Origin of the sequence: Vibrio sinaloensis DSM 21326, assembly GCF_000189275.1 — a bacterium.
Classification (GTDB): domain Bacteria; phylum Pseudomonadota; class Gammaproteobacteria; order Enterobacterales; family Vibrionaceae; genus Vibrio; species Vibrio sinaloensis.
Genome location: NZ_AEVT01000006.1, coordinates 100,750 through 125,874 on the forward strand (window position 1 = coordinate 100,750; position 25,125 = coordinate 125,874).

The 25,125-nt window shown below is 45.8% G+C and carries 25 protein-coding genes, 1 tRNA gene and 1 pseudogene; 14 read left to right on the forward strand and 13 right to left on the reverse strand.

Annotated elements, in window-relative coordinates; translation table 11 throughout:
• The first annotated feature begins 93 nt into the window (after positions 1 to 93).
• Positions 94 to 1,095, forward strand: a complete 1,002-nt coding sequence (gene gntR / locus RH45_RS01390) for a gluconate operon transcriptional repressor GntR (protein ID WP_071986148.1) — start codon at positions 94 to 96, stop codon at positions 1,093 to 1,095.
• 299 nt (positions 1,096 to 1,394) lie between these two features.
• Here the strand turns inward: gntR and RH45_RS01395 are convergent, their stop codons facing one another.
• Positions 1,395 to 2,915 (reverse strand): DUF3612 domain-containing protein, encoded by a 1,521-nt coding sequence (locus tag RH45_RS01395; RefSeq protein WP_008072881.1) that lies wholly within the window; start codon positions 2,913 to 2,915, stop codon positions 1,395 to 1,397.
• Positions 2,916 to 3,075: 160 nt separating this feature from the next.
• Here RH45_RS01395 and RH45_RS01400 point away from each other — a divergent pair, with 160 nt between their 5' ends.
• Entirely contained in the window at positions 3,076 to 3,651 is a 576-nt protein-coding gene (locus RH45_RS01400; protein WP_008072882.1) for an aldolase/citrate lyase/malate synthase family protein, read from the forward strand.
• Positions 3,652 to 3,721: 70 nt separating this feature from the next.
• Here RH45_RS01400 and RH45_RS01405 read toward each other — a convergent pair whose 3' ends face one another.
• Entirely contained in the window at positions 3,722 to 4,423 is a 702-nt protein-coding gene (locus RH45_RS01405) for a MaoC family dehydratase (RefSeq protein WP_008072885.1), read from the reverse strand.
• A gap of 317 nt (positions 4,424 to 4,740) precedes the next feature.
• On the opposite strand from RH45_RS01405, the gene RH45_RS01410 reads away from it, so the two are divergent.
• A tRNA-Ser gene (locus RH45_RS01410) sits at positions 4,741 to 4,831 on the forward strand.
• A 143-nt stretch (positions 4,832 to 4,974) separates the two neighbouring features.
• On the opposite strand, the gene RH45_RS01415 is transcribed toward RH45_RS01410, so the two are convergent.
• Positions 4,975 to 5,838, reverse strand: a complete 864-nt coding sequence (locus RH45_RS01415) for an AraC family transcriptional regulator (RefSeq protein WP_008072887.1) — start codon at positions 5,836 to 5,838, stop codon at positions 4,975 to 4,977.
• 138 nt (positions 5,839 to 5,976) lie between these two features.
• Positions 5,977 to 6,891, reverse strand: coding sequence for a GlxA family transcriptional regulator (locus RH45_RS01420; RefSeq protein WP_008072889.1), 915 nt, complete (start codon positions 6,889 to 6,891; stop codon positions 5,977 to 5,979).
• A gap of 112 nt (positions 6,892 to 7,003) precedes the next feature.
• On the opposite strand from RH45_RS01420, the gene RH45_RS01425 reads away from it, so the two are divergent.
• On the forward strand, positions 7,004 to 7,522 hold the full coding sequence (locus RH45_RS01425; protein WP_008072890.1) for a cysteine hydrolase family protein: 519 nt from the start codon (positions 7,004 to 7,006) through the stop codon (positions 7,520 to 7,522).
• Between the two features lie 173 nt (positions 7,523 to 7,695).
• Complete coding sequence (locus RH45_RS01430; protein ID WP_008072893.1) at positions 7,696 to 8,115, forward strand: VOC family protein; 420 nt, start codon at positions 7,696 to 7,698, stop codon at positions 8,113 to 8,115.
• Positions 8,116 to 8,174: 59 nt separating this feature from the next.
• On the opposite strand, the gene cysS is transcribed toward RH45_RS01430, so the two are convergent.
• Positions 8,175 to 9,545, reverse strand: a complete 1,371-nt coding sequence (gene cysS / locus RH45_RS01435; protein WP_008072894.1) for a cysteine--tRNA ligase — start codon at positions 9,543 to 9,545, stop codon at positions 8,175 to 8,177.
• A 706-nt stretch (positions 9,546 to 10,251) separates the two neighbouring features.
• Between cysS and RH45_RS01445 the strand changes: the two genes are divergently transcribed.
• Positions 10,252 to 10,764 carry a DUF6653 family protein gene (locus tag RH45_RS01445; protein ID WP_008072898.1) on the forward strand — a complete coding sequence of 171 codons (513 nt, stop codon included), beginning with the start codon at positions 10,252 to 10,254 and terminating at the stop codon, positions 10,762 to 10,764.
• Positions 10,765 to 10,820: 56 nt separating this feature from the next.
• On the forward strand, positions 10,821 to 11,351 hold the full coding sequence (locus tag RH45_RS01450) for a GNAT family N-acetyltransferase (protein WP_039958102.1): 531 nt from the start codon (positions 10,821 to 10,823) through the stop codon (positions 11,349 to 11,351).
• A 60-nt stretch (positions 11,352 to 11,411) separates the two neighbouring features.
• On the opposite strand, the gene RH45_RS01455 is transcribed toward RH45_RS01450, so the two are convergent.
• Complete coding sequence (locus RH45_RS01455) at positions 11,412 to 11,921, reverse strand: MerR family transcriptional regulator (RefSeq protein WP_008072903.1); 510 nt, start codon at positions 11,919 to 11,921, stop codon at positions 11,412 to 11,414.
• Between the two features lie 131 nt (positions 11,922 to 12,052).
• On the opposite strand from RH45_RS01455, the gene cyaB reads away from it, so the two are divergent.
• The 6 genes and pseudogenes from cyaB to RH45_RS01485 all read left to right on the forward strand — a co-directional run bounded on the left by cyaB (position 12,053) and on the right by RH45_RS01485 (position 15,397).
• Complete coding sequence (gene cyaB, locus RH45_RS01460) at positions 12,053 to 12,625, forward strand: class IV adenylate cyclase (protein ID WP_008072904.1); 573 nt, start codon at positions 12,053 to 12,055, stop codon at positions 12,623 to 12,625.
• Between the two features lie 336 nt (positions 12,626 to 12,961).
• Positions 12,962 to 13,108 (forward strand): annotated as a pseudogene (locus RH45_RS23705) (excalibur calcium-binding domain-containing protein); the annotation flags it as partial.
• A 123-nt stretch (positions 13,109 to 13,231) separates the two neighbouring features.
• On the forward strand, positions 13,232 to 13,648 hold the full coding sequence (locus tag RH45_RS01470; RefSeq protein ID WP_008072906.1) for a VOC family protein: 417 nt from the start codon (positions 13,232 to 13,234) through the stop codon (positions 13,646 to 13,648).
• 55 nt (positions 13,649 to 13,703) lie between these two features.
• Positions 13,704 to 14,057, forward strand: a complete 354-nt coding sequence (locus RH45_RS01475) for a DUF1428 domain-containing protein (protein ID WP_008072907.1) — start codon at positions 13,704 to 13,706, stop codon at positions 14,055 to 14,057.
• Between the two features lie 78 nt (positions 14,058 to 14,135).
• Positions 14,136 to 14,825 carry a DUF4336 domain-containing protein gene (locus RH45_RS01480; protein ID WP_008072908.1) on the forward strand — a complete coding sequence of 230 codons (690 nt, stop codon included), beginning with the start codon at positions 14,136 to 14,138 and terminating at the stop codon, positions 14,823 to 14,825.
• A gap of 110 nt (positions 14,826 to 14,935) precedes the next feature.
• Positions 14,936 to 15,397, forward strand: a complete 462-nt coding sequence (locus RH45_RS01485) for a GNAT family N-acetyltransferase (RefSeq protein WP_008072909.1) — start codon at positions 14,936 to 14,938, stop codon at positions 15,395 to 15,397.
• Positions 15,398 to 15,475: 78 nt separating this feature from the next.
• On the opposite strand, the gene yghU is transcribed toward RH45_RS01485, so the two are convergent.
• Positions 15,476 to 16,336 (reverse strand): glutathione-dependent disulfide-bond oxidoreductase, encoded by an 861-nt coding sequence (gene yghU / locus RH45_RS01490; RefSeq protein ID WP_008072910.1) that lies wholly within the window; start codon positions 16,334 to 16,336, stop codon positions 15,476 to 15,478.
• Positions 16,337 to 16,494: 158 nt separating this feature from the next.
• A complete protein-coding gene (locus tag RH45_RS01495) occupies positions 16,495 to 17,142 on the reverse strand; it encodes an HAD family hydrolase (protein WP_008072911.1) in 648 nt (215 codons plus the stop codon).
• A gap of 190 nt (positions 17,143 to 17,332) precedes the next feature.
• Between RH45_RS01495 and RH45_RS01500 the strand changes: the two genes are divergently transcribed.
• A complete protein-coding gene (locus tag RH45_RS01500) occupies positions 17,333 to 18,211 on the forward strand; it encodes an NAD(P)-dependent oxidoreductase (protein WP_008072913.1) in 879 nt (292 codons plus the stop codon).
• A 193-nt stretch (positions 18,212 to 18,404) separates the two neighbouring features.
• On the opposite strand, the gene katG is transcribed toward RH45_RS01500, so the two are convergent.
• The 5 genes from katG to RH45_RS01525 all read right to left on the reverse strand — a co-directional run bounded on the left by katG (position 18,405) and on the right by RH45_RS01525 (position 24,973).
• Positions 18,405 to 20,582, reverse strand: coding sequence for a catalase/peroxidase HPI (gene katG, locus RH45_RS01505; protein ID WP_008072917.1), 2,178 nt, complete (start codon positions 20,580 to 20,582; stop codon positions 18,405 to 18,407).
• A 289-nt stretch (positions 20,583 to 20,871) separates the two neighbouring features.
• Positions 20,872 to 21,489 carry a glutathione S-transferase family protein gene (locus RH45_RS01510; protein ID WP_008072920.1) on the reverse strand — a complete coding sequence of 206 codons (618 nt, stop codon included), beginning with the start codon at positions 21,487 to 21,489 and terminating at the stop codon, positions 20,872 to 20,874.
• Between the two features lie 10 nt (positions 21,490 to 21,499).
• On the reverse strand, positions 21,500 to 22,531 hold the full coding sequence (locus RH45_RS01515) for an NADP-dependent oxidoreductase (protein WP_008072922.1): 1,032 nt from the start codon (positions 22,529 to 22,531) through the stop codon (positions 21,500 to 21,502).
• A 78-nt stretch (positions 22,532 to 22,609) separates the two neighbouring features.
• Positions 22,610 to 23,194: a TetR/AcrR family transcriptional regulator gene (locus RH45_RS01520; protein WP_008072924.1), complete on the reverse strand. Its 585-nt coding sequence runs from the start codon at positions 23,192 to 23,194 to the stop codon at positions 22,610 to 22,612.
• Between the two features lie 60 nt (positions 23,195 to 23,254).
• Entirely contained in the window at positions 23,255 to 24,973 is a 1,719-nt protein-coding gene (locus RH45_RS01525) for a sensor domain-containing diguanylate cyclase (RefSeq protein ID WP_008072927.1), read from the reverse strand.
• Positions 24,974 to 25,125 lie beyond the last annotated feature (152 nt).

Sequence of the window (25,125 nt, forward strand, 5' to 3'; positions counted from 1 at the left end):
GCGAGCGCTTTTTTGTTATCTATAACAATACAATTCTCTCTGATGATAGGTACAATGTTACCAGTAACACTAAGGATAGATTAGAACAACAATATGGTTGCAAAGAAAAAACGCCCAACCTTACAAGATATAGCCGACCGGGTCGGTGTAACTAAAATGACCGTGAGCCGTTGCTTGCGTGATCCTTCCCAAGTCTCTGAATCGATCAGAGAGAAAGTCGAGCAAGCGGTAGAAGATCTCGGATACATCCCTAACAGAGCCCCAGACATTTTGTCGAACGCTAAATCCAACGTGATTGGCGTTCTTGTTCCTTCGTTAACTAACCAAGTATTTGCGGAAGTGATGCGGGGTATTGAGTCCGTGACGACGCCTGACGGGTACCAAACTATGATAGCCCACTATGGCTACAGTGCTGAGTTAGAAGAAAAGTCAATTGCCTCGCTGCTCTCTTATAACGTTGATGCCATCATCTTATCTGAAAATGTTCATACCGAAAAAGCGCGCAAAATGCTTGAAACTGCTTCGATTCCCGTTGTCGAAATCATGGATACCTTCTCATCACGTATTGAGCAAGCGGTAGGATTTGATAACAGTAAAGCGGCCCAACAGATGACAGAGGCCATGCTAGCGAAGGGCTGTCACAATGTTGCTTATTTTGCTGCTCGTATGGATGAGCGCACACGGCTTAAAATGGCGGGTTATCGTCAAGCAATGGAAGATCACGCCAAGCCCATTGTGACGCTCCAGACCGAAGAAGCTTCGTCTTTTACGCTGGGGGCGAAACTGATGGGAGAATTGTTGGAGAAACACCCCGAGGTTGATGGCGTCTTCTGTACCAATGATGATCTGGCCATTGGTGCTGTTTTCGAGTGTCAAAGACGGGGTATTTCCATCCCAGCTCAGATGGCTATTGCCGGATTCCATGGTCATGACATCAGCCAGGCGATGATCCCTAAACTTGCGACCGTGATAACTCCGCGAGAAAAGATTGGTCAAGTGGCAGCGGAGCAACTGATTAGCCGCTTGAAAGGTAACAAGAAATGGCAGTCGTGTATCGATTTGGGTTATCAGATCGAAGTAGGGGAGAGTTTGTAATTTGCACTTTGCAAAAGCTTAATTATTTGCAAAGTGCAATTATTTGCGTTTTGGCATCGACCTATGCGCCCTGTTTTTAAGAAACCGATTATTTATTGAGCAAAAACATGGGTTTTTATTGATAGAAAAAGTTGGCACGCTTTCTGCTTTATACTGAGTGACCCTTATTAAGCCGAGGGTCACCTAGCCAACTGACGTTGTTAGTGAACCATTTTTGTTCACAATCATATATAGCCAATCACGCTTCTTGTGATTGGCTTTTTTTCTATCTAAAGCTTCTAAACTGAGACGAATCAGTCTTACTCTTGGCAACCGTTATAACAGCTTGGTTTACGTGGGCACACTGCACCTCGAGAGCAAATGACGCGAGCATCAGATTGGATGCCTCGCTCAATCCAATTGATGTTTAGAATCTTAGCAATCGTAGTAAACTCTTTTTGTATGTGCCTTGGAATAGCGGCGGAGCCACCGTGGCCGACACAAAGAGATTTCAGCTCTTCTGCGATCATGCGGGCATCGCCACCTTGTGCGTCTATCGCAGGGTTTAAGTCGATACCTGCGCAAAGCACCCGATTGTTACCGGCAGGGTCGGTCATATTGATAGACTCACAACAATAGATTCTCGGCTCGTCTCCGACATTCAAAATAGAAATTTGCGCAGAGCTACCGTTTCTCGGCTCTGAAAGCCTGCGGAATACTGCCCAGTGTTGGCATGGGTCATTGACCTGTCGCATGTTACCCCATGGAAGCGGGATTCCATTACCCCGGTAGACGGCTTTGAGCTTGTTCTGTCCATAGGCATCGAAATAGTGCCAATGAGGGTAGGGAGACACAACCGTCATACGTCTCATTGCAACCGAAGGAGAAACCCCTGCTTTCGCATGAACATCAATCTCGTATCCATTACGATCGAGTAACTGACGAAAAGGCACTTTAGGGCAAAGCAGGGCACCTGCAAAAAAGCTCGACTCAAAATCACGCCACGCCTGCAGAATATCTTGTGAGTTGAGTTCTGATGTTGGATTCACTTGCTGGCTGTTGTCTTCCCAACTGTTGGCATGCCCAACTGATAAGACACTTTTCAGACCTTCTTTGTTATGCAGCACGCAATGACCTAAATACACCGCTAAGTCATATTTGAGTCGCGTGGGATACTCTTTAAGAATTTCATTGAGATAAATAAAGCCCGGAGGCTCAAAAAACGAAGTGACAACTTGTTTCGCGCTTACGCCAAGCTCGTCGACGATATCTTGCGGTGGTCGAGAGATCCAACGTATGGTCAACCCCATACTACGCGCAATGTCCATTAAGTCTTCGGCTGATAGATTCAGCCTCTTGAGGCCAATCTCCTCTGCGGCACGCTCAAGGTCGGGGAAGTGATTCTGGTTACTTTCTTGATGGGCGCGAATCAATAAGTGGGCAAATTGGCGACCAGTAATTCCGGTTTGGGACAACATTTCAGGGATGGCTATTTGCAAGATGTCATTTGAAAAAAGAAAGCTTGGCTCTAAAGCCATACCACTGATCCCACCACGGTTCCCTTTGTCGGGAGTGATATCGGTTTGCTCTGGTTCATCATCTAAGAACCACGCGGGATCTTTTTGAAAAACTTCAGCGATGACTTCCAACATGTCGATGCTCGGAACGCGTTTTCCGCGTTCAATCATCGAAAGGTATGACACCGATGGGGCATACTCAGGATTCACACGGATGCATCGAGCAGAGAGATCTTCCATGGTTAAGTGGTTGCGCTTTCTTAGATTTCTTATCTTAGTCCCTAAAAAATGGGACTGACGTATTAGACTTTTTGACAGCATCATTTTGTAAAATTCACAGTGTAAAATTTTTGTTGTGAAATTGTAGTCAAAAATTCACTAGTATAGAAAGTAAGCAAAGTCACAAAACTTAAAACAATTAAACGCAAGTTTGAAATCTTTGCTCTAGGACATAAAGTTGTGAAATATCCGCGAGGGAAACACTATGAACATGCTTACTTTCGATAAAACAGAAATCCAAAAACAAGACAAACCATTTATCGCTGAAGCAGTCTTCGCGGTTGAAAAAACAAACTCGAAGCAATCTTCAGAAAAACAAACTAAAGCGAAACAATTGCTTGATCGCATGTTCCCGCTAGAGAATGGCTCTCACCAAGATGTTACTGCTTATATGGTTGATTACCGCCACCTTGTTGCTTACTTTAAAGATGGCACACACAGTGGACTAAAGAGCAATAAACATTTTGTTGCCTACAGCGGTGAAAAAGAGAACCCAACTTCAATCTTGTTCCGCGATGGCACAGGTAGCCATGTAGAGCTTACCTTTGGTCGCAACCAAGGTACTGGGTGTGTAGAGCTTATCTCGATTGATGATATCCAGCTTGAAAGCTGCACTATGTTCCCCCAAGAAAGCTCAGAAATTTCGGCAATGCGCCACTGGATTAGCTTGGTAAGAGGGGACGAAAAAGGCAAGCCGAAAGCATGCACTGAAGCGAAAGCATACACAGCCAAGAGCGGTGAAGACTACGACTTAGAGTGTTGTTACACAATGAACAAATAAAACCAAAGCCCAAGAAAGCAAAAAGGATACGCATTGCGTATCCTTTTTTTGTTCTTTATTGAGACAATAATTAGAAGTGAAGCTGAATCACAGAGGTCACTACCGCTCCAGGACGACGAACACCTTCGATTTCTACTTTGATCTCTCGCTCAATTTCAAGCCCTTTACGAATCGGTGTCACTTTAGAGAGTGTACTTACAGCGCGAATGCGATTGTCCGATTTCACAGGGTATGGGAAACGAACCTGATTCAAACCAATATTCACTACCATTTTTGCAGTTGGGAATAGGTTCTGCTCTGGATCGACACTGTCTGTTAGCTTAGGAAGCAGTGCAAGAGTAAGAAAACCGTGTGCGATAGTTGTCTTAAATGGAGATTCTGCTTCAGCGCGCTCTGGATCGGTATGTATCCATTGCATGTCTTCTGTTACTTGACCAAATTGATTAATACGCTCTTGAGAAACGTCCAACCATTCACCAGTATGAATAACTTCACCCAGTTTAAGCTGCAGTTCATCGTAAAGTGTCTGTGCTTCTGGTTTTAGTACAATTGGCTTCGGCTCAGCAACTTTTGGTTGATCTGGTGCTTCTACTTCATCATTGACGGCAGGCTGTTGAAGATCGCGCAATCGAGTGAATAGGTGGCGATTATTTGCCTTCGTCAGAAACTCTCCCCAGTATTCACGGACAGTTGGAGACATCCACTGCATGAATTCTGAATGATGTTTTGCGTGTGATTCACCACGATGTTTGAACAAGTCAGCGACTTTCATAAAAACCTCTGAAATATACCGTTTAGCCTAAGTAACTTATTAATTTTGAATTACTTCACACTATTGTGCAATTACTTTCGAGCGTACAACTGTGCTTCGAAAGTGTTTTAATTAATTAAAATCAATAACTTGGCAATAAAACACTATTTTATTGCAACAATGTCATTAGAGTGTTTACACCAGTTAAAACACCCAAACCTTATTGTCTCACAGTACCTTTTACACCTACGAGTGTCTGATTTATCACCACTTAAACGTGGCAAGGTAAATTAGTACTTTACAAGACTCATGCCAAAACCTAATATACGTCCCGCAACGGAGAGATGGCTGAGTGGTTGAAAGCACCGGTCTTGAAAACCGGCATACGTTAATAGCGTATCTAGGGTTCAAATCCCTATCTCTCCGCCACATTCTAGAAAAGCCCGCTAATTCTTTAGCGGGCTTTTTGTTTATAACGCGATCAAGTTTGTCAGCCGATGGGTATGATTTCCTAGCAGCAACCTCCAGTCCATGTTCCGAGATTCTTCTTTGTATCAGCGAATCCAAATGTTTTATCTAATCGGTAGAAAGACTTCTGTTCGTAATTCGTGTTCGTCAACGTCGTGAATAAAGTTGACGTAACGGAAGAAGCAAGGGAACTCTCTCAATTCCTCACCACTTTGTTCTAGCCATTGTTGATACAGATAATTGACGGTGTCTCCAATGGTGTTATGACTCCCTTTATGTATCGTCATCGCACACCGACCACTAGGGATCGCCGAGGACTTAACGCCAAAAGAATTATTCGGTACTTCACCTAGGTGCGACCCGCAAATATCAAATTGAAACTCGTTATCGGGAGTGTTGCTTGGGTCGGAATGGGGAATGCCAAAGGTTTCGCTGGAAGCTATCGGGGACAACCCTGTCGACTTCCTCCAACTGATGAATTTCGCGGCGGTTTCGTACACCAACTTGGGGTTTCCTTTGTGCTCAATTAAGGCGACTTCTCTTTCTTCAAAATCAACAATGTTGACATCCATAACGCTTTCTCCTGCTGTTGGCGGATGAAACTCATAGTTTAAGTGCCAAGATTGCCAGTCTGGCTGAATTCTAAATTGAGAAGGTGATTGTCCAAACAATCGTGAAAATGCGCGAGAAAAGGCTTCTAAACTTTCAAATCTCGCTTCAAAAGCAATATCTGTCACGCTGTAATGCGGTTCAAATGCCAATCGAAATGATGCGCGCTTCATGCGGGCCAGTAATACGTATTGCATTACGCTGATACCCATAAGCGATTTAAAAATGCGATGGAAATGGTACTTAGAACAAGCAGCTTTAGCGCTTAGTTGCTCAAGTGTAAAGTCACCATCTAAATTGATATCGATAAAGTCGCACACGATTTTTATCTGCCGGTCGTGACGTTTATTAACCTTCATTTCGCTTAAGTTCCCAATTTAAAGTTCACACAGATGATACCTAGGGTGGTTGTTCTGCGCCTGATTGAAATTGCTCAATTCTCAACTAGGCCAATAGCAAAAACAGCAAATAATACGAGATAGGATAGGTCAACGCTTTTACGAACAGAACCGTGCTCGAAAGGCTTTTGGTGTTAAGCCGACTACGCGATTGAATATTTTCCTGAAGGCGCTGACGTCTTGATAGCCGACTTTAAATGAAATGACGTCAAAGGTGAGCGTTGTTGACTCCAATAGATCACAAGCCTTTTGCACCCGTAAGTTTTGGATGTATTGATTGATATTAAAGCCTGTCGCTTTCTTAAAGCGTCGTTGCAATGTTCTTTCTGTTAAACAACTGAGATCTGCGAGTGCTTGGTTACTTAGCTTCTCTCCTAAGTGTTCTGCTATATGGTGTTGCAGGCGAACAATCGTTTCTTCGCCGTGCTGAAAGTTGGGAACAAACTGCTGATAGAATCTTTGTTCTCTTGAGCCAGTATCAATCACCAACATCTTGCCAAGTAATCGCATCACAGCTGGCGACATCAGCGATGAAACAATCTCTAAACCTAAGTCCATCCAAGACATCATGCCACCTGCAGTAATCAGACTGCCTTCATTGATGAGAATCGATTCGGGTTTCACCTTGATGTCGGGGAAATGGGCCTTCAGAGTTTGAGCTAACCCCCAATGTGTGGTGCAAGACTTATTATTCAGCAGTTGGGTATGGGCGAGAATAAATGTTCCAGCGCAGGCTGAAGCAAGAATGGCGCCTTTGTTGTGCTGTTCAGATAGCCAATCAAGCAGTGCTTTCTCCGGGGCTAGATAGTAACTTCCACTATGGCTTGGCGGGATCACAACAACGGTATTAACTGGATCACCACTCTGTGCTTGCCAGTGATTTCGTATCTCTACCTCGAACTGCGCCTCCATGGCCAATTCAGAGGCGGCGCGATTCGCCATATCAAAGAATTCTTTTAACCCATATACGGATGCTTGTGAGCTTTCTTGGTAATTGACAATAGCTATTTTCATGTAGTGTCGCTTTTAAACCTTTTTGTGTCATTTTAGACTCTGAGCAGCAAAACGAAAACCCTCTATTATGTGCCTATTACTCGCTTGGACTGAACTAGATAGAGGAAGAACAATGAATCAAACAGCCTTAATCGTAATTGACCTACAAAATGACTATTTTCCGGGTGGGAAATTTCCGTTGTGGAATACTGATCTGACGCTCGACAATGTGAAGAGAGCGATCGGGAAAGCAAACGAGAAGAACATTCCCGTCATCCACGTTCAGCATATCGCTGACCCTGCGATGGGTATTTCTCCATTTTTTAATGAGGGTACGGATGGTGCGGCAATCCACCCAGAGGTCCTGGCTCTGGCGCCTGAATCTGATGTGGTCGTCAAACACTTTGCTGATAGCTTTGAAGGCACAAACCTAGATGAAGTTCTTGCTAAGTATGGTGTTACTGAGTTACTGGTTTGTGGAATGATGACGCAAAACTGCGTCACGCATACCGCTATCTCTAAAGTCGCTGAGAAGTATGAGGTGTCTATCTTAATGGACTGTTGTACCACTGTAGATGAAATGATTCATAACATTGCGCTTCACGCGGTTTCAACACGTGTGCCACTGGTGACAATAGAGCAAAAACTATAGTGATCATCTAGAAAACGATTACCTGCCGTTGAGGGTGATCGTTTTCTTAAATTGAGTGCCCGATAGGTTTGGGAACTTGTAATCATTTAAAATAGTGAAAAAAACACTTTACCTAAACCTAACTTGAGGTTTTAGCATGGTCTCCGTTGGCTAAAAAATCAAAGGAGAAAACCATGATTCAACTCGAGCATGTGAACTTAGTAGTAAAAGATATCCCTGAAATGTTGAAGTTCTATCAAGCGGCTTTCCCGCATTGGTATGTACGAGATGAAGGTCAGGGTGAGTGGAGTGGAAAACCAAGAAACTGGTTACACTTTGGCGATGAGTATCAGTACATTGCACTGAGTGACCATGGGGAAGGGGAGAACCGTGACTTGCCCGGCCATCAAGTGGGATTAGCGCACTTTGCTTATGTCACCAACAATATTGAAGCGGTTATTGGTCGCTTACAAGATGCTGGTTTCTCTATCGCCAAGCCAGGTGCTGATGAGCCGTATCGTAAGAACATTTATTTCGTTGACCCGGCAGGTTTTGAGGTAGAGTTTGTCGAGTACCTGACCGACGATCCTAAACTGCGTAACTTATCGAGTTAACTTAAATGTATGCGCAGAGAGCATTACTCACTTTCTGCGCACACTTTGCCCTCACAACGTCATAGCGCGCTAACATCGAATTTGTCACCTTTGTCGGCAACCTGGTAACCCAACTGATTGATCTGCTCTCGGATCTTGTCTGCTTCAGCAAAGCGTTTTTGTTGCTTCATCGCTAACCTTTGCAGGGCAAGTTGCATCACGTCTTCGGGAACTTTTTCTTGTTCAACGTGGTTGATGTCTAATGCAAATATCTGATCAAAAAACAGCGCCGTGGCTTTTTTGTCTTGGCTTGAATAACCGCTGTCTAGTACTTCCCATAATAAGGCAAGCGCTTTAGGCATGTTCAGGTCCTGGTTGATCAGCTGGAAAAAGCGCTGCTGATACTCGTCAATGATTTGTCCGCCATCGGCTAGCTTTGTCACCTTGTTTCTCAAGCGTTTGAGAGCCGTTTGTGCACCTTGTAAACTTTCCCAAGTAAAGCTTAAATGGCTTCTATAATGACCTGTTAAGGTTAAGTATCGATAGGCTAATGGCTCGAACCCACGTTCAATGAGAGCTTCAAGGCGCAACGAAGTGCCAGATTTAGAAATTTTCTCTTTGTTCAGTTGGAGAAAGAATCCGTGAAGCCAGTAATTTGCTTGGATACGTCCATTTTTTGCTTGGCACTGTGCGATCTCGTTAGTGTGATGGATAGGGATATGATCTTCTCCGCCGACGTGAATATCGAACTGCTCGCCTAAGTATTTTTCCGCCATTGCGGAACATTCGATGTGCCAACCTGGAAAACCGACTCCCCAAGGACTTGGCCATTCCATTTGTCTCTCTTGCTCGCCTGAAAACTTCCACAAAGCAAAGTCAGTCGCCAGTTTTTTCTCTGCCATATCGACCCTGATACCCGCTTCAAGCCCCGTTTTATCCAAACGCGCAAGTTGGCCATATTCAGCCAATTTACTGGTGTCGAAATAGAGGCCATCTCGGGTTTGATAAGTGAAGCCCTTCTCTTCTAGCTGGGCAATGAAATCAATCTGCTCTTGGATGTGCTCAGTTGCTCGGCAAATAGTGGTTGGGGTTAAAATATTGAGTTGTTCTAAGTCGGCAAGAAAAGCATGTTCGAAATACTGGGCTATCTCCCATGCGGATTTGTTTTGTTTTCTTGCGCCTTTCTCCATCTTGTCCTCACCAGTATCTGCGTCTGAAGTGAGGTGGCCAACGTCAGTAATATTCATAACGTGATTCACTTGATACCCGTTTAGAGACAATACTCGTCTTAGCGTGTCGACAAAAAGATAGGTACGTAAGTTACCCGCATGTGCGTAGTCGTAAACGGTAGGGCCACACGCATATAGGCCAACGGTGTTGTTTTCAATAGATTGAAATGGTCGTTGCTGACGAGCCATGGTATCGAATAATGAGAGTGCAGTCGGGGTCATATTATGTTCCTTCAAATACAAAAAGGCCGCGGATGAAAACATCAGCGGCCTGTGAATGGGGATAAATTTTTGCTAGCTAATAGCTACACGAAAGCCGCCGTAAATCGAAGTGATTACAGCAGCAACAAATTGGTGCGGTGTAGCTAAGCAAATAGGTCATGCTTTCACCCTAAAGAAGCGCAGCCAAAAATGCAACCTTTGGGTTCATAAGATGACGTCTTAGCTAGGTCGATACAAATCTTGTTCGTATTCCGGTGGGATCCCAACATTAACCTTGTTCTGCTTATAGTTGTTGGTTGCAAAACTCCCAGACACGAGATTTTGCTGATGAAGCCACTTTAAATGGAACTTGACGGTTAACTTTTGGTGTTTTCGACAGTAGGGTAGAGAAAGTGTCATAGGCCTTCTTTTCGTTTCAATGATAATTAAGCTAGAAAACCATCAATTGGCTTGGTACTTTGGTTTCGGAGTCTGGCGAAAAAAGTTGGACGTGTCAGAGATTGCTAAGGCCTGTTGCTATCAGAGTAAATGGTATCCGGATGCTCAAAGATGGCTGGCTGTATAGCGCCTCAACTGGTCCGGCGCTCAAGTTAATACTCATTGATGGGCCCCACGATTACATTGGTTGTAAAAGTAACGCGGCGTTAAAACAAGCGCAGAGTGAGCAAAACGCACAAACGAATTAGCACCAAAGTCGAGATACGTTATGGATGTTTTTAAAGCTGCAGAAAAGCTTATGTCAATGGATGAGTCAGCGTGGCAGCGTCATTCTAACCCGCTCAGTGTCTATTCTCGTTTTACCATCATGCCGCTACTTACGCTTGTGTTGGTATTTCGCGATGATTTAGGTTGGTGGACATTGCCAATGTTGGTTTCGATTGTGATTTGGACTTGGCTTAACCCAAGATTGTTCTCAGCGCCAAAAAACACCAATAATTGGGCTTCTATGGGCACGTTTGGCGAACGTATTTATTTGAATCGACATAACGAAAACCTGATCCCTCATCACCATTTGCGGATGTGTAAACTGATCGTTGGGCTCCAGATTATCGGGTTGCCAATTTGGTGTTTTGCGGTATATGACATGAGATATGACCTTGCTGTGCTTAGTACATTATGGGTGATGTTTACCAAAATGTGGTTTGTCGACCGCATGGTTTGGCTTTATCAAGATGTAAAAAACTGCAAGCCAGAATACCAATCATGGTTGAAACAGTAATCCATCAATAGCGGAAATTAGTAAAAACCACTCTATTCAACAAGGAAAGAACATTAGTGAAAATAAGTACAGATAGATTGACGATGTCACAGATCACTCAACAGGATTGGTCATTGTTTCAATCATTAAACCAAGACCCTGCAGTGATTAGCCTATGCTTCGATGAGCCTTCACCAGAGGCGTTAAAAGAAAGTTTTGAGTCTCGATTGCCGCGATGGAGTAAGGGTGCTGAACACTGGCTTTGTCTTACTGTCACACTAAGCGAGAGTGGAGAAAAAATTGGTGTGACCGGTTTTCGCGTATCGGATGGCGTCGCGGAAGTGGGCTACCTGTTTTTGCCGCAATACCACGGTTTGGGCTATGGTACTGAATCACTCAAAGCATTAGTTAAATGGGCCATTGAAGATCTTGGCATCGAAGCGTTTAATGCTGTAGTGACAGAAGGTAACTTTGGCTCTGAAAAGGTGTTAACCAACAGTGGTTTTACCTTGCACCAAGTCGTGCCAGATGCATACCAAATTGGCGGTAAGCTGTACGCTGATCATATCTACCGTCTGGATCATGTCTCGATAGAGAGAAGCGTCTAGAGAGTAAAACGTTCAGGCCATTGACAAAAGGTAGCCTCTTTTTAGAGGCTACCTTTTTTATTAAAGGGCTCTTATTCTGGCGATTTCGTCACCCGCAATTCCCAGAGACTCTAAGAATTTCTGGTGCTCTTGCGGCTCCAACTGTTCGAACTTTTGGTGCCACTTGACCATGTCTGACTCTGTAAATCCGGCTGCAACCATGATTTCTACCCAGCGCTCTTTGTTCACAATGTTTTCCTCTAGTAGGTTTGGTTCTTGAAGCAACAGCACGACAGCTTTTTGCTGCGCGCGTAGATGTTGGATCTCTTTTTCTAGCTGGTTGAAGTGTTCTCTCAACAACAGGGCTTGAGATTCTCCATTTCGGTTTAACAAGGTCTTAATGCTCGCGATTGATAACCCATAAGAGCGATAGGAAGTGATGGTTTCTAGTCGCTTTATCTGTTCTTCGCCATACCAGCGATACCCATTTTCAGAGCGGTAAGCAGGCAGCAGAAGCTGTTCTTTCTCGTAGTACAAAATCGTTGTCCGAGAAAGACCAAATTGTTTGGCGATTTGGGTGACCGTTAGCATATCTGCTCCATTGTTTGACCGAATGTGCATCTTGAACCCTCGCCTAATAGACGGGTCAACGAATTCATTGTACATTTCTTTCCACTAACGTGACACGCCTTGCGAGTGCGCGAAAATAAGAGAAAATGAATATGTCTAATCAACACTTTAAAGGCAAATACGAGGTTGAGCTTAAATATCGTTTAGAGTCAAAAAGCGAGTTTCTAAAGCGGTTAAGTGATATTCCTCATCAGGTCATGTTGGAAAACAATACCGAGACTGACTGGTATTTCGATTGGCCAGACAATGCTCTAGCAGAGGCGAACAAGAGTGTTTGCATTCGAAATATGCAACCATCGGGGATCAAACTCTGGATAGTAAAAGGACCGGAGGCTGACAAGTGCGTCGCGACCAATATTTCAGATGTCGACAACGCAAAAAATATGCTTGAGACAATGGGCTATCAAGTGACCCTAGAGGCGGAGAAAACACGCAGTATTTATTTTATCGATGAGTTTCATATTACCGTGGACGTACTGCCAGGGATTGGAGAGTTTGCCGAGTTTGCCGAGTTTGCCATCATGACCGACGATGAAACCAAATTGCCTGGTTACAAAGTTGACTTGGAGCAACTAGCCGGGCAATTTGGTCTGTCACAACAGCATTTACAGACTAAGTCTTACAAACAGATGTATGCTGAGAAAGGAAAACTGCGACGCAGCTAACATTGACTTGTAAGATATGGCATTTATTATCGTTGTGGAATGTTTGAGTGACTCACTGACCGTTGTAATAGGACGTTGCGTAAGGCCATAAACGTTACTCAGATCCCCTTTAAGTTGTATATGGACATTAGGGAAATGAAAGGAGATAACAACTTTAGTCTATTGGTGATTACTGTCGTGATGATTCTTGGCGCTGCGATGGCGCTAAATCATTATTTGATGAATAATTACAGCCTCGAACAGCAAGCTAATGTGAATGTTGAACTATCGGTTCGCCCTGTATCTCTGGAAAATACTCAACCTCAATTCAAGACCCAGAAGCTATTGGTCAACTCTTTTCAATGTTTGGGGAAAGTGCACTGCAGCGAAATGAACTCTTGTCAGGAGGCGCGCTTTTATCTGAACAATTGTCCAAACGTAAAGATCGATGGTGACTTGGATGGTGTTCCGTGCGAGAAGCAACATTGTGGCAGTGCCTATTAGTAAATAATCTATTGGATAGCATAACGATAATACCGATGTTGAGCGTACGTCTGTCTAAGGCGCGAAATACTACTTTGAGCCGGAAAATGATGTAAAGTCGGTGTTTTGATCTTTGGATGTATTATGTCTCAGCCAGTAAAACAGCAAATTGGTAATATTGCCCTCGTGGTAGACAACTACGATGATGCCATCGACTTTTATACTCAGAAGCTCCAGTTTACCCTAGTGGAAGACACCAATCTTGGTGGCGGTAAGCGGTGGGTTCAGGTGTCGCCACCCAATTCAAACGGTACCAACCTACTGCTCGCACAAGCCAGTAATGAAGAGCAGGCCAAGAGCGTGGGAAATCAAACTGGAGGTCGGGTATTTTTGTTTCTACAAACGAATGATTTCTGGCGAGATTACCAATTAATGAAAACAAATGGCGTCGTGTTCAACGAAGAACCGAGAGTGGAGGAGTACGGTACTGTGGTTGTGTTCCAAGATCTATACGGTAATAAGTGGGATCTCCTTCAGTTGAACAACAAAGAGACGAAGTAAGCTTAAATCGCGTCTATTGGTCTATGGTTATAACTCAACTATTGGGAGGTGAGTTATGTCGTATATTGATGGATTTGTCGCAGCGGTGCCCACGGGCAACAAAGCAGAGTACCAAGCGCATATTGAGCTTGCCGCAGCAATGTTTAAAGACCATGGCGCCCTGCAAGTTGTGGAGGCATGGGGCGATGAGGTACCGGATGGCGAGGTAACCTCCTTTCCGATGGCGGTAAAAGCAACCAGCGATGAAACGGTGGTCTTTTCGTGGGTCATCTGGCCTTCTAAAACAGTACGAGACGCAGCGTGGCAAAAAATTATGGATGATCCGCGAATGAGTCAAGAGCACAACCCAATGCCGTTCGATGGTAAACGCATTATTTATGGTGGCTTTGACGTTATTCTGGATCGCTAAGTGCAAACAACGCTTTGAGAGGCATTGAGGTTCGGTCGCTTTGGTGCTTCTCAAGGCTCAGCGATGGAAGAGATATTAATGGAACAGCTCGCGCAGAACATATGGGTATTTGATGGCCCGACGGTGCGTTTCTTTGGTTTCCCTTTCACTACTCGAATGACGGTGGTTCGCCTCGCGAATGGCGCGCTCTGGCTTCACAGTCCTATTCAGCTTAGCGACTCACTGGTTGAGCAAATTAATCAGTTAGGGACGGTGGATTATTTGATTGCTCCAAACCACCTTCACCACCTATTCCTCGCCGATTGGCTCGAAGTGTACCCAGAGGCTCAACTGTATGGTACTAACGAGGTGATTAAAAAGCGTCAAGATTTGGCGTTTGATGGTTCGCTTAATGTTGAGCAGCAGTGGCCTTGGAGAGAAGAGATCGAACAAGAGCTGTTTACCGGTTCTCCTGCGATGCAAGAATGTGTATTTTTTCATCCAGAGTCTCGCACTTTAATCGTCACTGATCTTGTGGAGAACTTTGCTAAGCAACATTTTAATTATTGGCAGCGGCCGGTGGCGAAGGGGATAGGGATTTTAGCTCCACATGGTCAAATGCCTTTAGACTGGAGGCTGAGCTTTATGTTTGGTAAAGCCAAAGCGCGCCAACACATGATGCGAATTTTAGCGTGGCAGCCGCAAACCTTGGTGATGTCACATGGAAACATAGTGTACAGCAACGCCGAGTCGTTTTTACGCCGCTCATTCCGTTGGTTAATCCAGTGATTGCTGAGGGTGATTAGCTGGGGTTGCCGCGAATAAACCACGCGCTTTACCCTTTATCGAATTGCTGATATTTATAGAGTTTGTCAGCAACAACAGGAGTAATCACGAATATGGATATTCGAATTGATGATCTTACTGGCGGTGAAGTCATTCAACTGTTAGAAGAGCATTTACAAGACATGTATGCGACATCGCCACCGGAAAGCGTTCACGCGCTGGATGTCGAAGCGTTAAAATCGCCACAAATTACTTTTTACAGTGGATGGAAAGAGCAAACCTTGCTTGGATGCGTTGCAATTAAGTCTTTGAGCGACAAGCACGCAGAACTAAAATCGATGCGAACCAGTACTCATGCTCGAAAGCAAGGGGTAGCGTCGCGCTTGCTGGCTCATGCTCTGGAACAGGCGTCAGCAAAAGGGTTTAAGACCGTGAGTTTAGAAACTGGATCGCAAGCTTTCTTCCAGCCGGCCCGTTCGCTGTATGAGAAATATGGTTTCCAATACTGTGGCCCATTTGCAGATTACGATGAAGATCCCAACAGTCGATTTATGTCAAAGTCTCTCGACGTTTAAAACTATTCTGTTAGATCGAATTAAAACGGCTTAACATTTCGTTAAGCCGTTTTGTCTAGGGGTGTTTCAAGAGCAGATTTATTCAGGCTTTAGTGCCAATGCGTTATCAATATCGGCGGCACTGTTACGCTGAGGAACTTGCTCCCACTCTTCACCCCAAGAGCGGTTGACAATACGCCCGCGCTGGACAGCCTCTCTCTGTTCAATCTCTTTCGCCCAACGCAGTACATTGGTGTACCCCTCGGCTTGGAGAAACTCTACCGCATCATAGGCTTTACCCAGAACAACGTTGCCATACCAAGGCCAAGTAGCGATGTCTGCAATGGTGTATTCGTCGCCTGCTAAGAAGCGAGTTTTCGCTAACTGCTTGTCTAGCACGTCTAACTGACGTTTGGCTTCCATCGTAAAGCGGTTGATTGGGTATTCGAATTTTTCTGGTGCGTAGACATAGAAGTGACCAAAACCACCTCCGAGATAGGGCGCAGAGCCTTGAAGCCAGAACAACCAGTTCATGGTTCGGGTTTTGGCTGCTAGGTCAGTGGGTAGGAAGTGGCCAAATTTTTCAGCAAGATACAGCAAGATATTGCCTGATTCGAACACGTTAATCGGCTCGTCACCAGAGTGGTCGACTAAGGCTGGAATTTTAGAGTTTGGGTTAACTTCCACAAAGCCTGAACCAAACTGATCGCCTTCACCAATCTTGATCATATAAGCATCGTATTCCGCTTCGCTTACACCCAGCGCCAGCAACTCTTCAAGCATGATGGTGACTTTTTGCCCGTTGGGAGTGCCCATTGAATACAACTGAATAGGGTGATTGCCAACTGGGAGCACCTGCTCATGACGTGCACCAGAGTCAGGACGATTGATGCTAGCCCACTGACCACCGCTTTCATCATCCATAGTCCAAACTTTAGGTGGTTGATATTGTTCTGTCATTGTTATTCCTTATCCAAAAGTGATATCCGGCATTGATTATGATTGGGTTGAATGAACGAAATAAAAAGTCTTTTGAGATAAAAGTGTTAGAACAGAAAGTTATTGGCAAGAGTAGGGAAGCATAAAGAGAGCTCACCGAGACAGTGAGCTCGAATCGATTACGCTTTTTTCAGTGCGTCCAGAGCGTCATGAAGTGACGGCACAATTTGATGACCAAGAGCGATCACTTCGGAGCATGGCTCTACCAAATCAGGGACTTGAAACGTGGTCATATTGGCGGCTACTGAGCTGCGAACACCGTTGTTAGAATCTTCAAATGCAACACAGTGTTTAGCTGCAACATTTAGCCTTTGCGCTGCAAGCAGATAAATTTCTGGGTCTGGCTTGCCGTTAGACACTTCACAGCCACAGGTTAGGTTATCAAAGTAGACATCTAACCCGGCAAGTTTTAGCTTTATTTGCGCGACTTCTCGATGAGTAGACGTAGCAACGGCTGTCGGAATTTGATTTTCCTTAAGCCAGCTAAGCAGTTCGGTAACCCCATCTTTAACTGGAATGGCCTGGTGTTTCACGATGGAGTCATAGTTTACTCGCCACTCTGCGTGTAGCTCATCGTAATGCTCTCCATAGGCATCGCGGAATATCTTTTCAATGCCAGCGGAGTTTCTTCCGATAATGGACAGGTAGACATCTTGATAGAAGGGTTGATTAACCGTCTCACAGGCTTGTTTAAATACGCGCATACAGACACGTTCGGTGTCGAGCAAAAGGCCATCCATATCGAAGATAGCGGCTTGGAATTTCATGTTACTACTTAACTAAAGGGGTGGATATTGGGTTAAGTTTGGCACAGTTACCCCGATGAGGGAAAGCAGTAAAACGTGAGTATTTGGTCAGGGTGAGTGATTGTCCATATTAGTTAATTCAGATGGGTTAATTTGTCTGCGCTGTTCGAGTACACTGCCAAAACAATAAGTTAAAAATAGAGAGGAAGTCATGACTCACAAGGTAGCCTTTATTGGACTGGGTGTGATGGGATACCCAATGGCAGGGTATTTGAGTAAAGCTGGTCACCAAACCAAGGTGTTTAACCGTACGTTAGCAAAAGCTGCTCAATGGGCGGGTGAATATCAGGGGGAGGCATGTGACACGCCTAAGCAAGCTGCGGCGGATTGTGACGTAGTGTTTGTTTGCGTTGGCAATGACGACGATGTGCGCAGTGTCGTTTATGGTGAAGACGGTATTCTTGCAGGTCTAAAGCCTGGCGCGGTGCTGGTGGATCACACTACAACATCGGCTGAGCTGGCGATTGAGCTTGCCAAATCTGCAGCAAAAAATGGCAATCAGTTTATCGATGCACCAGTATCTGGCGGCCAAGCGGGCGCGGAAAATGGAGTGTTGACCATTATGTGTGGTGGCGAGCAATCTGTATTTGATGCAGTGGCACCTATTATGGATGTTTACGCTAAGCAGATGACGTTACTTGGTGAGAATGGCCAAGGACAGCGCTGTAAAATGGTCAATCAAATCTGTATTGGCGGCATCTTACAAGGGTTGAGTGAAGCCTTGCTATTGGCGCAGAAATCCGGTTTGGATATTGAACAAGTGGTCGATACGTTGAAGCACGGTGCAGCAGGGTCATGGCAAATGGAAAACCGCGCCGTGACAATGTCACAAGATAAGTTTGATTTTGGCTTCGCGATTGACTGGATGCGTAAAGACCTTGGCTTTTGTCTTAATGAAGCAGAGCGCGTTGGCCTAGAGCTTCCCCTAACTAAAAAGGTTGATGAGCAATACGCAGAGCTACAACAAGACGGTTTAGGTCGTATGGATACGTCAGTACTGTTTAAAGCGGTTGCAAAGAATCAAAAGTAAACCGCTAGTAGAAGATAAACAGCTCTTTGGTATCAAACAGCTTAAAGAAATCAAAATTGTTCATAATTATCACTCCTCATTTATTCGTGATTATGCATTTTGGTTCTTACCTTGGGTCGCTTATTAAACCCTAGTAGAAGATAGTGGCGAATGCCAAATCGCCACTATTTTTTTGCTCTCTACTTTTTCATTGCTACTTGCTGATGTCGAATCGGTCTGCATTCATGACTTTGCTCCAAGCAGAGACGAAATCACGGACAAACTTCTCTTGATTGTCATTTTGCGCGTATACCTCAGCATAAGCGCGTAGAATTGAGTTGGAGCCAAAGACCAAATCAACGCGACTGGCTGTCCATTTCTCTTCCCCACTGGCACGTTCCACAATAGAGTAGGAGTTACGACCAGTTGGCTTCCACGTGTAGCGCATATCCGTTAGATTAACGAAGAAATCATTGGTAAGTTGACCCACGCGATTGGTAAACACGCCATGTTGGCTATCACCGTGGTTGGTGCCCAATACCCGCATCCCCCCGATGAGCACTGTCATCTCCGGTGCCGTCAGCCCTAATAGTTGCGCTCGGTCTAGCAGCAGTTCTTCTGGGGTCGCAGCGTAGTGTTGCTTCTGCCAATTACGGAATCCATCTGCTAAAGGCTCCAGTACTGCAAAAGAATCGATGTCCGTTTGCTCTAGGCTCGCGTCACCTCGACCTGGAGTGAAAGGAACATCGACTGTAATGCCAGCCGCAAGTGCAGCTTGTTCAATGCCGAGGTTACCTGCGAGGACGATGGTGTCGGCGATGCTCGCACCAGATTCTTGAGCCAATTTCTCTAGAATCGTGAGGACATGGGCGAGCTTCTCGGGTTCATTGGCTTGCCATTGATTCTGTGGTGCTAGGCGAATTCGCGCACCATTAGCCCCACCCCGTTTATCTGAGTTGCGGTAAGTACGAGCGCTATCCCAAGCGGTTGATACGAGCTGGCTCACGCTTAGGCCGCTGGCGGCAATCTTGTCTTTTAATGCACCGATATCATAATCATCACGACCCGCAGGAATCGGATCTTGCCAGTTAAGATCTTCTGCTGGTACATCTGGGCCGAAGTAGCGAGATTTTGGCCCCATGTCACGGTGGGTAAGCTTAAACCAAGCGCGAGCAAAGGTATCCGAGAAGTAGGCAGGATCACTGTGGAAGCGCTCTGCGATTTTACGGTACTCAGGGTCGATTCTAAGTGCCATATCGGCATCAGTCATGATTGGGTTACGACGGATAGATGGGTCTTCGACGTCGACCGGCATGTCTTCTTCGTTAATGTGTACCGGTTCCCATTGCCATGCTCCTGCTGGACTCTTCTGTAGCCACCAATCGTAGTTAAACAATAGGTGGAAGAAGCCGTTATCCCATTGAGTCGGGTTGGTTGTCCAGGCTCCTTCCAAACCACTGGTAACGGTATCACGGCCAACACCACGAGATTTATGGTTGTTCCAACCTAAACCTTGCTCCTCGATTTCACCGCGCTCAGGCTCTGCACCAAGGTTAGCAGCATCGCCATTGCCGTGCGCTTTACCCACGGTATGCCCGCCTGCTGTCAACGCCACCGTTTCTTCATCGTTCATTCCCATACGCGCAAAGGTCTCACGCATGTCTTGCGCTGTTTTAAGTGGATCCGGTTTGCCATCAACCCCTTCAGGGTTAACGTAAATTAGGCCCATCATCACGGCAGCAAGTGGGTTTTCTAGATCACGCTCGCCAGAGTAGCGGCTGTTATCGGCATCACTTTCCGCAAGCCACTCTTTCTCTGCACCCCAGTAGATGTCTTTTTCTGGGTGCCAGATGTCTTCACGACCGAAGGCAAAGCCAAATGTCTTCAAGCCCATTGATTCGTACGCCATGTTACCGGCCAGAATCATAAGGTCAGCCCAACTGATTTTATTGCCGTATTTTTGTTTGATCGGCCAAAGCAGTCGGCGAGCTTTGTCTAGGTTGCCATTGTCTGGCCATGAATTAAGAGGAGCAAAACGTTGGTTACCTGTATCTGCGCCGCCCCGACCATCACCGATGCGATAAGTACCTGCTGAGTGCCATGCCATTCGAATCATTAAGCCGCCATAGTGGCCCCAATCCGCAGGCCACCAGTCTTGACTGTCGGTCATCAGAGCTTTCAGGTCGTGTTTCAATGCTTCTACATCGAGAGATTTTAAGGCTTCACGATAGCTGAAATCAGGATCCATTGGGTTGGTTTTTTGATCGTGCTGATGAAGGATGTCCAAATTGAGGGCGTTCGGCCACCAAGCTACGTTGGAGGAGTTAGAAGACGTTGCGCCGCCATGTATGACAGGACATTGACCACCAGTAGATATGTTTTTGTGTTCCATGATTTGCTCCTTGAGTGTCGCTGTAGTCACGGTTGTTACCTTATTCTTATTGTTTCGGTGACAATCGGATGTTTGCGTCGTCGAGGCGAGAACCATAATCGCCGCGAATTCGCCTAGTTGAAACCGTTATTCGGTTATCTGATACAGCAAAGAATAGAGCGCAATTGAGTTAAAAGAAATTTGTTACTAGCTATGTTATTGATAGGCATCATCTATCTTATTCAAGCTAGACAAGGAGGGGAGCAGTGGTAGGACGTGAGGCCATTCGATATGGCCTCACTTTAAGGGCTTAGCCGTATTGGACTTCCAGCTGTTCGGCTTTTTGCCAATTAGGGTGAGTCGCAAGTTGTTGTGCGTACTTGGCGATGTTTGGGTAACGCTCCAGTAGGCCAAACTTACCTAGAATGTCGACGATAAACGACATCATAATGTCGGCACCAGTCAGTTTGTCGGCAACTAAGTAACGTTTTCCTTCAAGTCGTTGATTGACGTAACCCATAACCTTGTCCAGCTCTACTTCAGCATAGTCGGCCAGGAAGTTGGTGGGTGCACCATCTTTTGCGACAAAGGTTTTCAACAGTAAAGGCAGCGCCGCTGAGCTTTCTGCAAAATGAAGCCATTGCAGATAGTCGAGGTGGTCATTGCTGCCAAGCGCCGGGGCGAGGCGATCCGCTGCGTATTTTGCGATCAGGTACTCGGTGATAGCGCCAGATTCCGTGATCACTTTTCCTTGTTCTTCAATCACTGGAGACTTACCAAGTGGGTGCACGGTTTTAAGCTCAGGCGGTGCGAGAAACGTCACGCTATCACGATGGTATGGAATCACTTTGTACTCAACGTCAAGCTCTTCAAGTAGCCAGATAATACGCTTAGAACGCGATTGGTTCAGGTGGTGGAGAATAATCATAGCAGGCTCCTTAAATCGGTTGATTGGTTTGAACGACAAGCTTGCCGAAGTTCTTGCCTTCCAGTAAGCCGATGAAAGCCTCCGGCGCATTTTCTAGTCCGTCAACAAGATGCTCGCGATAGTGGATTTTGCCTTGTGCAAGCCACTTCGTCATGTCTGCGGCGAACTCGCCGTAGCGGTGAGCGTAGTCATCAAAAATGATGAAGCCTTGCATCTTGATACGTTTAATCAACAGTTGCGCCATCAACATCGACATGCGGTCTGGGCCTTCTGGCAATGAGGTTGCATTGTATTGAGAGATTAGGCCACACAAAGGAATACGTGCCCCCGTGTTTAACAGAGGTAACACTGCGTCAAACACCTTACCGCCGACATTTTCGAAATAGACGTCAATCCCTTTGTCACAAACCTTCGCCAGTTGCTCTGCAAAGTCGTCCGCTTTGTGGTCGATACACTCGTCAAAACCCAGCTGAGTTTTTGCGTAATCACACTTTTCTGCGCCGCCAGCAACACCAACCACGCGACAACCTTTCAACTTACCGATCTGACCAACCATAGAGCCAACCGCACCTGTCGCGGCGGCTACAACCAGAGTATCACCTTCTTTAGGTTGACCGATGTCGAGCAGACCCATATATGCGGTGAAACCCGGCATACCCATAACACCGAGCGCGTAAGAAGGGTGAGACGGCTCCATTCCCATTTTGATTAGGCCTTCACCGTTAGATATGCCGTAATCTTGCCAACCCGTAAAAGCTAACACCCATTCGCCTTTATCGAAATTGTCATGCTTTGATTCAACAACCTGACACACAGTGCCACCCACCATGGTCTCATCAATCGCAACAGGGTCAGCGTATGATTTTGCATCGTTCATACGGCCGCGCATGTACGGGTCGAGTGAAAGGTAAACGCTGCGCAGTAGGATCTCTCCTTCATTCGGGCTTGGAATGTCAGCCGTTTCTATGCGGAAGTTGTCTGCCACTGGTGCGCCTTTTGGGCGAGAAGCAAGCACTATGCGTCGGTTTGTAGAGTCAGTCATGGAGAGGTTCCCTTGTATTAGACCAGTCGTCTAGTTGTTATTTCAAAAAATCCCGCCTAATCAGTTTAGGCGGGGTATTTAAGCTTGGAGTTTTTGTTTAGTGGTTGTCAGGCTCAACTCAAGGTTCACCTGGTCTTGCATCAACTTGTTGAGCAGGCTCGCACCTAGCCACTGTTGATAGAGCTGAGCGGCAGTTTGGCGACTATCTTGTTTGGCGATAGAGCCATCTGCTATGCCAGCCTCGATGGTGGCCGCGATAGCATTAATTATCTGCTCAGCACCATTTGCCAGCGAGACTCGCATTTTATCTGATAGATCCGAGACTTCCGCACTCAGTTTTACCACTAAACACTTATTCGCATTACACACGCCGTTTTCTAGTTGCAGCCAGCGAGAGAAATAATCCATTACGCAATCATAGCCTGACTTATCAGCTTGGCTGAGCACCGTGCTGATTCGTGCCATGTAACTGCGAAAATATTCTTCAATCAACGCTTCACCAAATTGCTCTTTGGATTTGAAGTAATGATAGAAAGAGCCTTTCGGCACTTCAGCGGTCTTTAGCAGCTCAGATAAACCAACGGCGGTAAAGCCTTTGTTGACGATAAGTTGATAACCAACGTCTAGGATATGCTGGCGTGTGTCGTGTGTTTTTGCGTTCATGGCCGCCACTTTAACGATAATTAGACCAGTCGTCTAGTGGTTTTTGATCCGGCGATGATCTTATGACTCGACGGAGGACTTCTGCTTAAGCGGCAAAATATCACTGGCTTTACTCGTTATTGGTTCCGGCTTTTTCGCGTTGGTGTGGATTGCCTGACTTCGCCCGTTGTCTTTGGCTTGGTACAAAGCGGTATCGGCGGCTTTCACCAACTCTTCTGGAGAGCCATTTAAATCGGGGAAGGTGGTAACGCCGATGGAGACGCCGAGTTGTCCCAATGACAGACCTTTCAGATCCAAGTGAAGCTCACGTACTTCGTCAACGATCTGATTGGCCAATTGTAGAGCATCATGGCTCTCTGTTTCTGGGCAAATGATGGCAAGTTCTTCACCGCCCAATCGACAGGCCACATGGGTGTCCAAAGTATTGCGAGTCAGCAGGTTGGCCACTTCTTTGAGGACGTAGTCACCCGCATCGTGACCAAAATTATCATTAAAGCGTTTGAAGTGATCCAAATCGAGCATGAGTAACGACAGTGGTGATTTGTCTTGATTGGCCTTAGACCATTCGCTGTCGAGCACTTCTTCAAAGTAACGACGATTGTAGAGTCCAGTTAACGGATCTCGCATCGCTTGAGAACGCAGTTTTTCTTGTAAGCTGAGGTTGGCGAGCGCAAGGCCAAGGTGCTCTGCGAGGGTAAATGCCAGTTGTTTGGTTTCTTCAGTAAGTGGCGCGTCTTGATGACCAAAATAGAGATGGAACATACCGACGGTATTGCCGTGAGCAGTCAGAGGGATACATAAGGTGGTGCCGTCGTCGTCAAGACCGGACATATGGTTACAAACTAGATTGTGGTGCTTTTCATGGGAGAGGTGGAATTTCCCTTTGCGCAACGACCAGCAGTCATTGGGCGCATACACCTTGCTGGCTGGCCATTCGCCACCCCAATCCAGTTTGATTTCCAATTGGTTGCGTGACTCGCGCATGATGGAAACCGCTCCGTTTATATCACCCAGTAGGCGAGGAATAATATCGGCGACAACAACTTGGGCCTCTTTGATGCTATTACAGGCTGCCAGCATGTTTGCCAATTGATGGAGAAGTTCGATTTCACGAGTACTCTTTTCAATTCGCAGCTCTTGCAGTTGTCTCTCGTGGGCAACCACCGCAAAAATCTTTTTATGGCTAAACCACGAAGAGCCGATGAGGACAGCAAAAGAACAGGCCATCAGCGCATAAAAAATGACCTCTAAATCGCGGGTCAGCCCGGTGAGAGAGGTCAACGGCATTGCAAGGCGAATCACGTACTTGGTGTCATGACCGTGTTCATCCTCTGGCAGTTCCAGCAATTTGGCAACGTAGAGTAAGTCTTGGTTAATGCTGTCACTGTGGCGTTTGGAGATACCCACCTCACCGGCCAGTGCGCTCACAATCTCAGGGCGTGAACTGTGATCGCCAAGCACACTGATTTCTCTGTTTGAGAGCTGCGAGTCACCTAGGACGCGGCCTCCACTGTGAATAACCGTAAATCGTTGGCCAAATCGAGATTGAGACAGGTTATCGATGAACGCGTCAATCTGAGGTTGAGGCATGTCGTACAAATCGAGTTGTTTATCGTGAACTTGATGAGCAACATCATCCAATAGGCTCGACATGTAGCCACTGACAATACGAGTTGTCCAAGACTCTAAGGTGTTATGAAAGTAGTAGCCTCCGACCATCATAGAGAGGGCAAGGGCGACAATAGGTAAGTACTGAAAGCGATTAAGAGACGTTGTCATTAAAGCCACACTTTTATAAAGGATATTGATTCAATTGAATTTTTTATTCTTTATATCAGTGTAGCTGCATATTGAGAGAGTTGACGATAACTCTAAACTTTGGAACTAGTGTCAAAGTTTTTGTGCCGCCCGTCGTCAAGGCGGCAGTGGCG

What these genes read in the sequence shown, in the direction of transcription:
- RH45_RS01485 (WP_008072909.1), top strand. Translation starts at nt 14,936, where the DNA reads ATGGATATTCGAATTGATGATCTTACTGGCGGTGAAGTCATTCAACTG.
- RH45_RS01425 (WP_008072890.1), top strand. Translation starts at nt 7,004, where the DNA reads ATGAATCAAACAGCCTTAATCGTAATTGACCTACAAAATGACTATTTT.
- katG (WP_008072917.1), bottom strand. Translation starts at nt 20,582, where the DNA reads ATGGAACACAAAAACATATCTACTGGTGGTCAATGTCCTGTCATACAT.
- gntR (WP_071986148.1), top strand. Translation starts at nt 94, where the DNA reads ATGGTTGCAAAGAAAAAACGCCCAACCTTACAAGATATAGCCGACCGG.
- RH45_RS01415 (WP_008072887.1), bottom strand. Translation starts at nt 5,838, where the DNA reads ATGAAGGTTAATAAACGTCACGACCGGCAGATAAAAATCGTGTGCGAC.
- yghU (WP_008072910.1), bottom strand. Translation starts at nt 16,336, where the DNA reads ATGACAGAACAATATCAACCACCTAAAGTTTGGACTATGGATGATGAA.
- RH45_RS01430 (WP_008072893.1), top strand. Translation starts at nt 7,696, where the DNA reads ATGATTCAACTCGAGCATGTGAACTTAGTAGTAAAAGATATCCCTGAA.
- RH45_RS01395 (WP_008072881.1), bottom strand. Translation starts at nt 2,915, where the DNA reads ATGATGCTGTCAAAAAGTCTAATACGTCAGTCCCATTTTTTAGGGACT.
- RH45_RS01480 (WP_008072908.1), top strand. Translation starts at nt 14,136, where the DNA reads ATGGAACAGCTCGCGCAGAACATATGGGTATTTGATGGCCCGACGGTG.
- RH45_RS01500 (WP_008072913.1), top strand. Translation starts at nt 17,333, where the DNA reads ATGACTCACAAGGTAGCCTTTATTGGACTGGGTGTGATGGGATACCCA.
- cyaB (WP_008072904.1), top strand. Translation starts at nt 12,053, where the DNA reads ATGTCTAATCAACACTTTAAAGGCAAATACGAGGTTGAGCTTAAATAT.
- RH45_RS01470 (WP_008072906.1), top strand. Translation starts at nt 13,232, where the DNA reads ATGTCTCAGCCAGTAAAACAGCAAATTGGTAATATTGCCCTCGTGGTA.
- RH45_RS01405 (WP_008072885.1), bottom strand. Translation starts at nt 4,423, where the DNA reads ATGAAAGTCGCTGACTTGTTCAAACATCGTGGTGAATCACACGCAAAA.
- RH45_RS01400 (WP_008072882.1), top strand. Translation starts at nt 3,076, where the DNA reads ATGAACATGCTTACTTTCGATAAAACAGAAATCCAAAAACAAGACAAA.
- RH45_RS01475 (WP_008072907.1), top strand. Translation starts at nt 13,704, where the DNA reads ATGTCGTATATTGATGGATTTGTCGCAGCGGTGCCCACGGGCAACAAA.
- RH45_RS01520 (WP_008072924.1), bottom strand. Translation starts at nt 23,194, where the DNA reads ATGAACGCAAAAACACACGACACACGCCAGCATATCCTAGACGTTGGT.
- cysS (WP_008072894.1), bottom strand. Translation starts at nt 9,545, where the DNA reads ATGACCCCGACTGCACTCTCATTATTCGATACCATGGCTCGTCAGCAA.
- RH45_RS01525 (WP_008072927.1), bottom strand. Translation starts at nt 24,973, where the DNA reads ATGACAACGTCTCTTAATCGCTTTCAGTACTTACCTATTGTCGCCCTT.
- RH45_RS01510 (WP_008072920.1), bottom strand. Translation starts at nt 21,489, where the DNA reads ATGATTATTCTCCACCACCTGAACCAATCGCGTTCTAAGCGTATTATC.
- RH45_RS01420 (WP_008072889.1), bottom strand. Translation starts at nt 6,891, where the DNA reads ATGAAAATAGCTATTGTCAATTACCAAGAAAGCTCACAAGCATCCGTA.
- RH45_RS01495 (WP_008072911.1), bottom strand. Translation starts at nt 17,142, where the DNA reads ATGAAATTCCAAGCCGCTATCTTCGATATGGATGGCCTTTTGCTCGAC.
- RH45_RS01445 (WP_008072898.1), top strand. Translation starts at nt 10,252, where the DNA reads ATGGATGTTTTTAAAGCTGCAGAAAAGCTTATGTCAATGGATGAGTCA.
- RH45_RS01515 (WP_008072922.1), bottom strand. Translation starts at nt 22,531, where the DNA reads ATGACTGACTCTACAAACCGACGCATAGTGCTTGCTTCTCGCCCAAAA.
- RH45_RS01455 (WP_008072903.1), bottom strand. Translation starts at nt 11,921, where the DNA reads ATGCTAACGGTCACCCAAATCGCCAAACAATTTGGTCTTTCTCGGACA.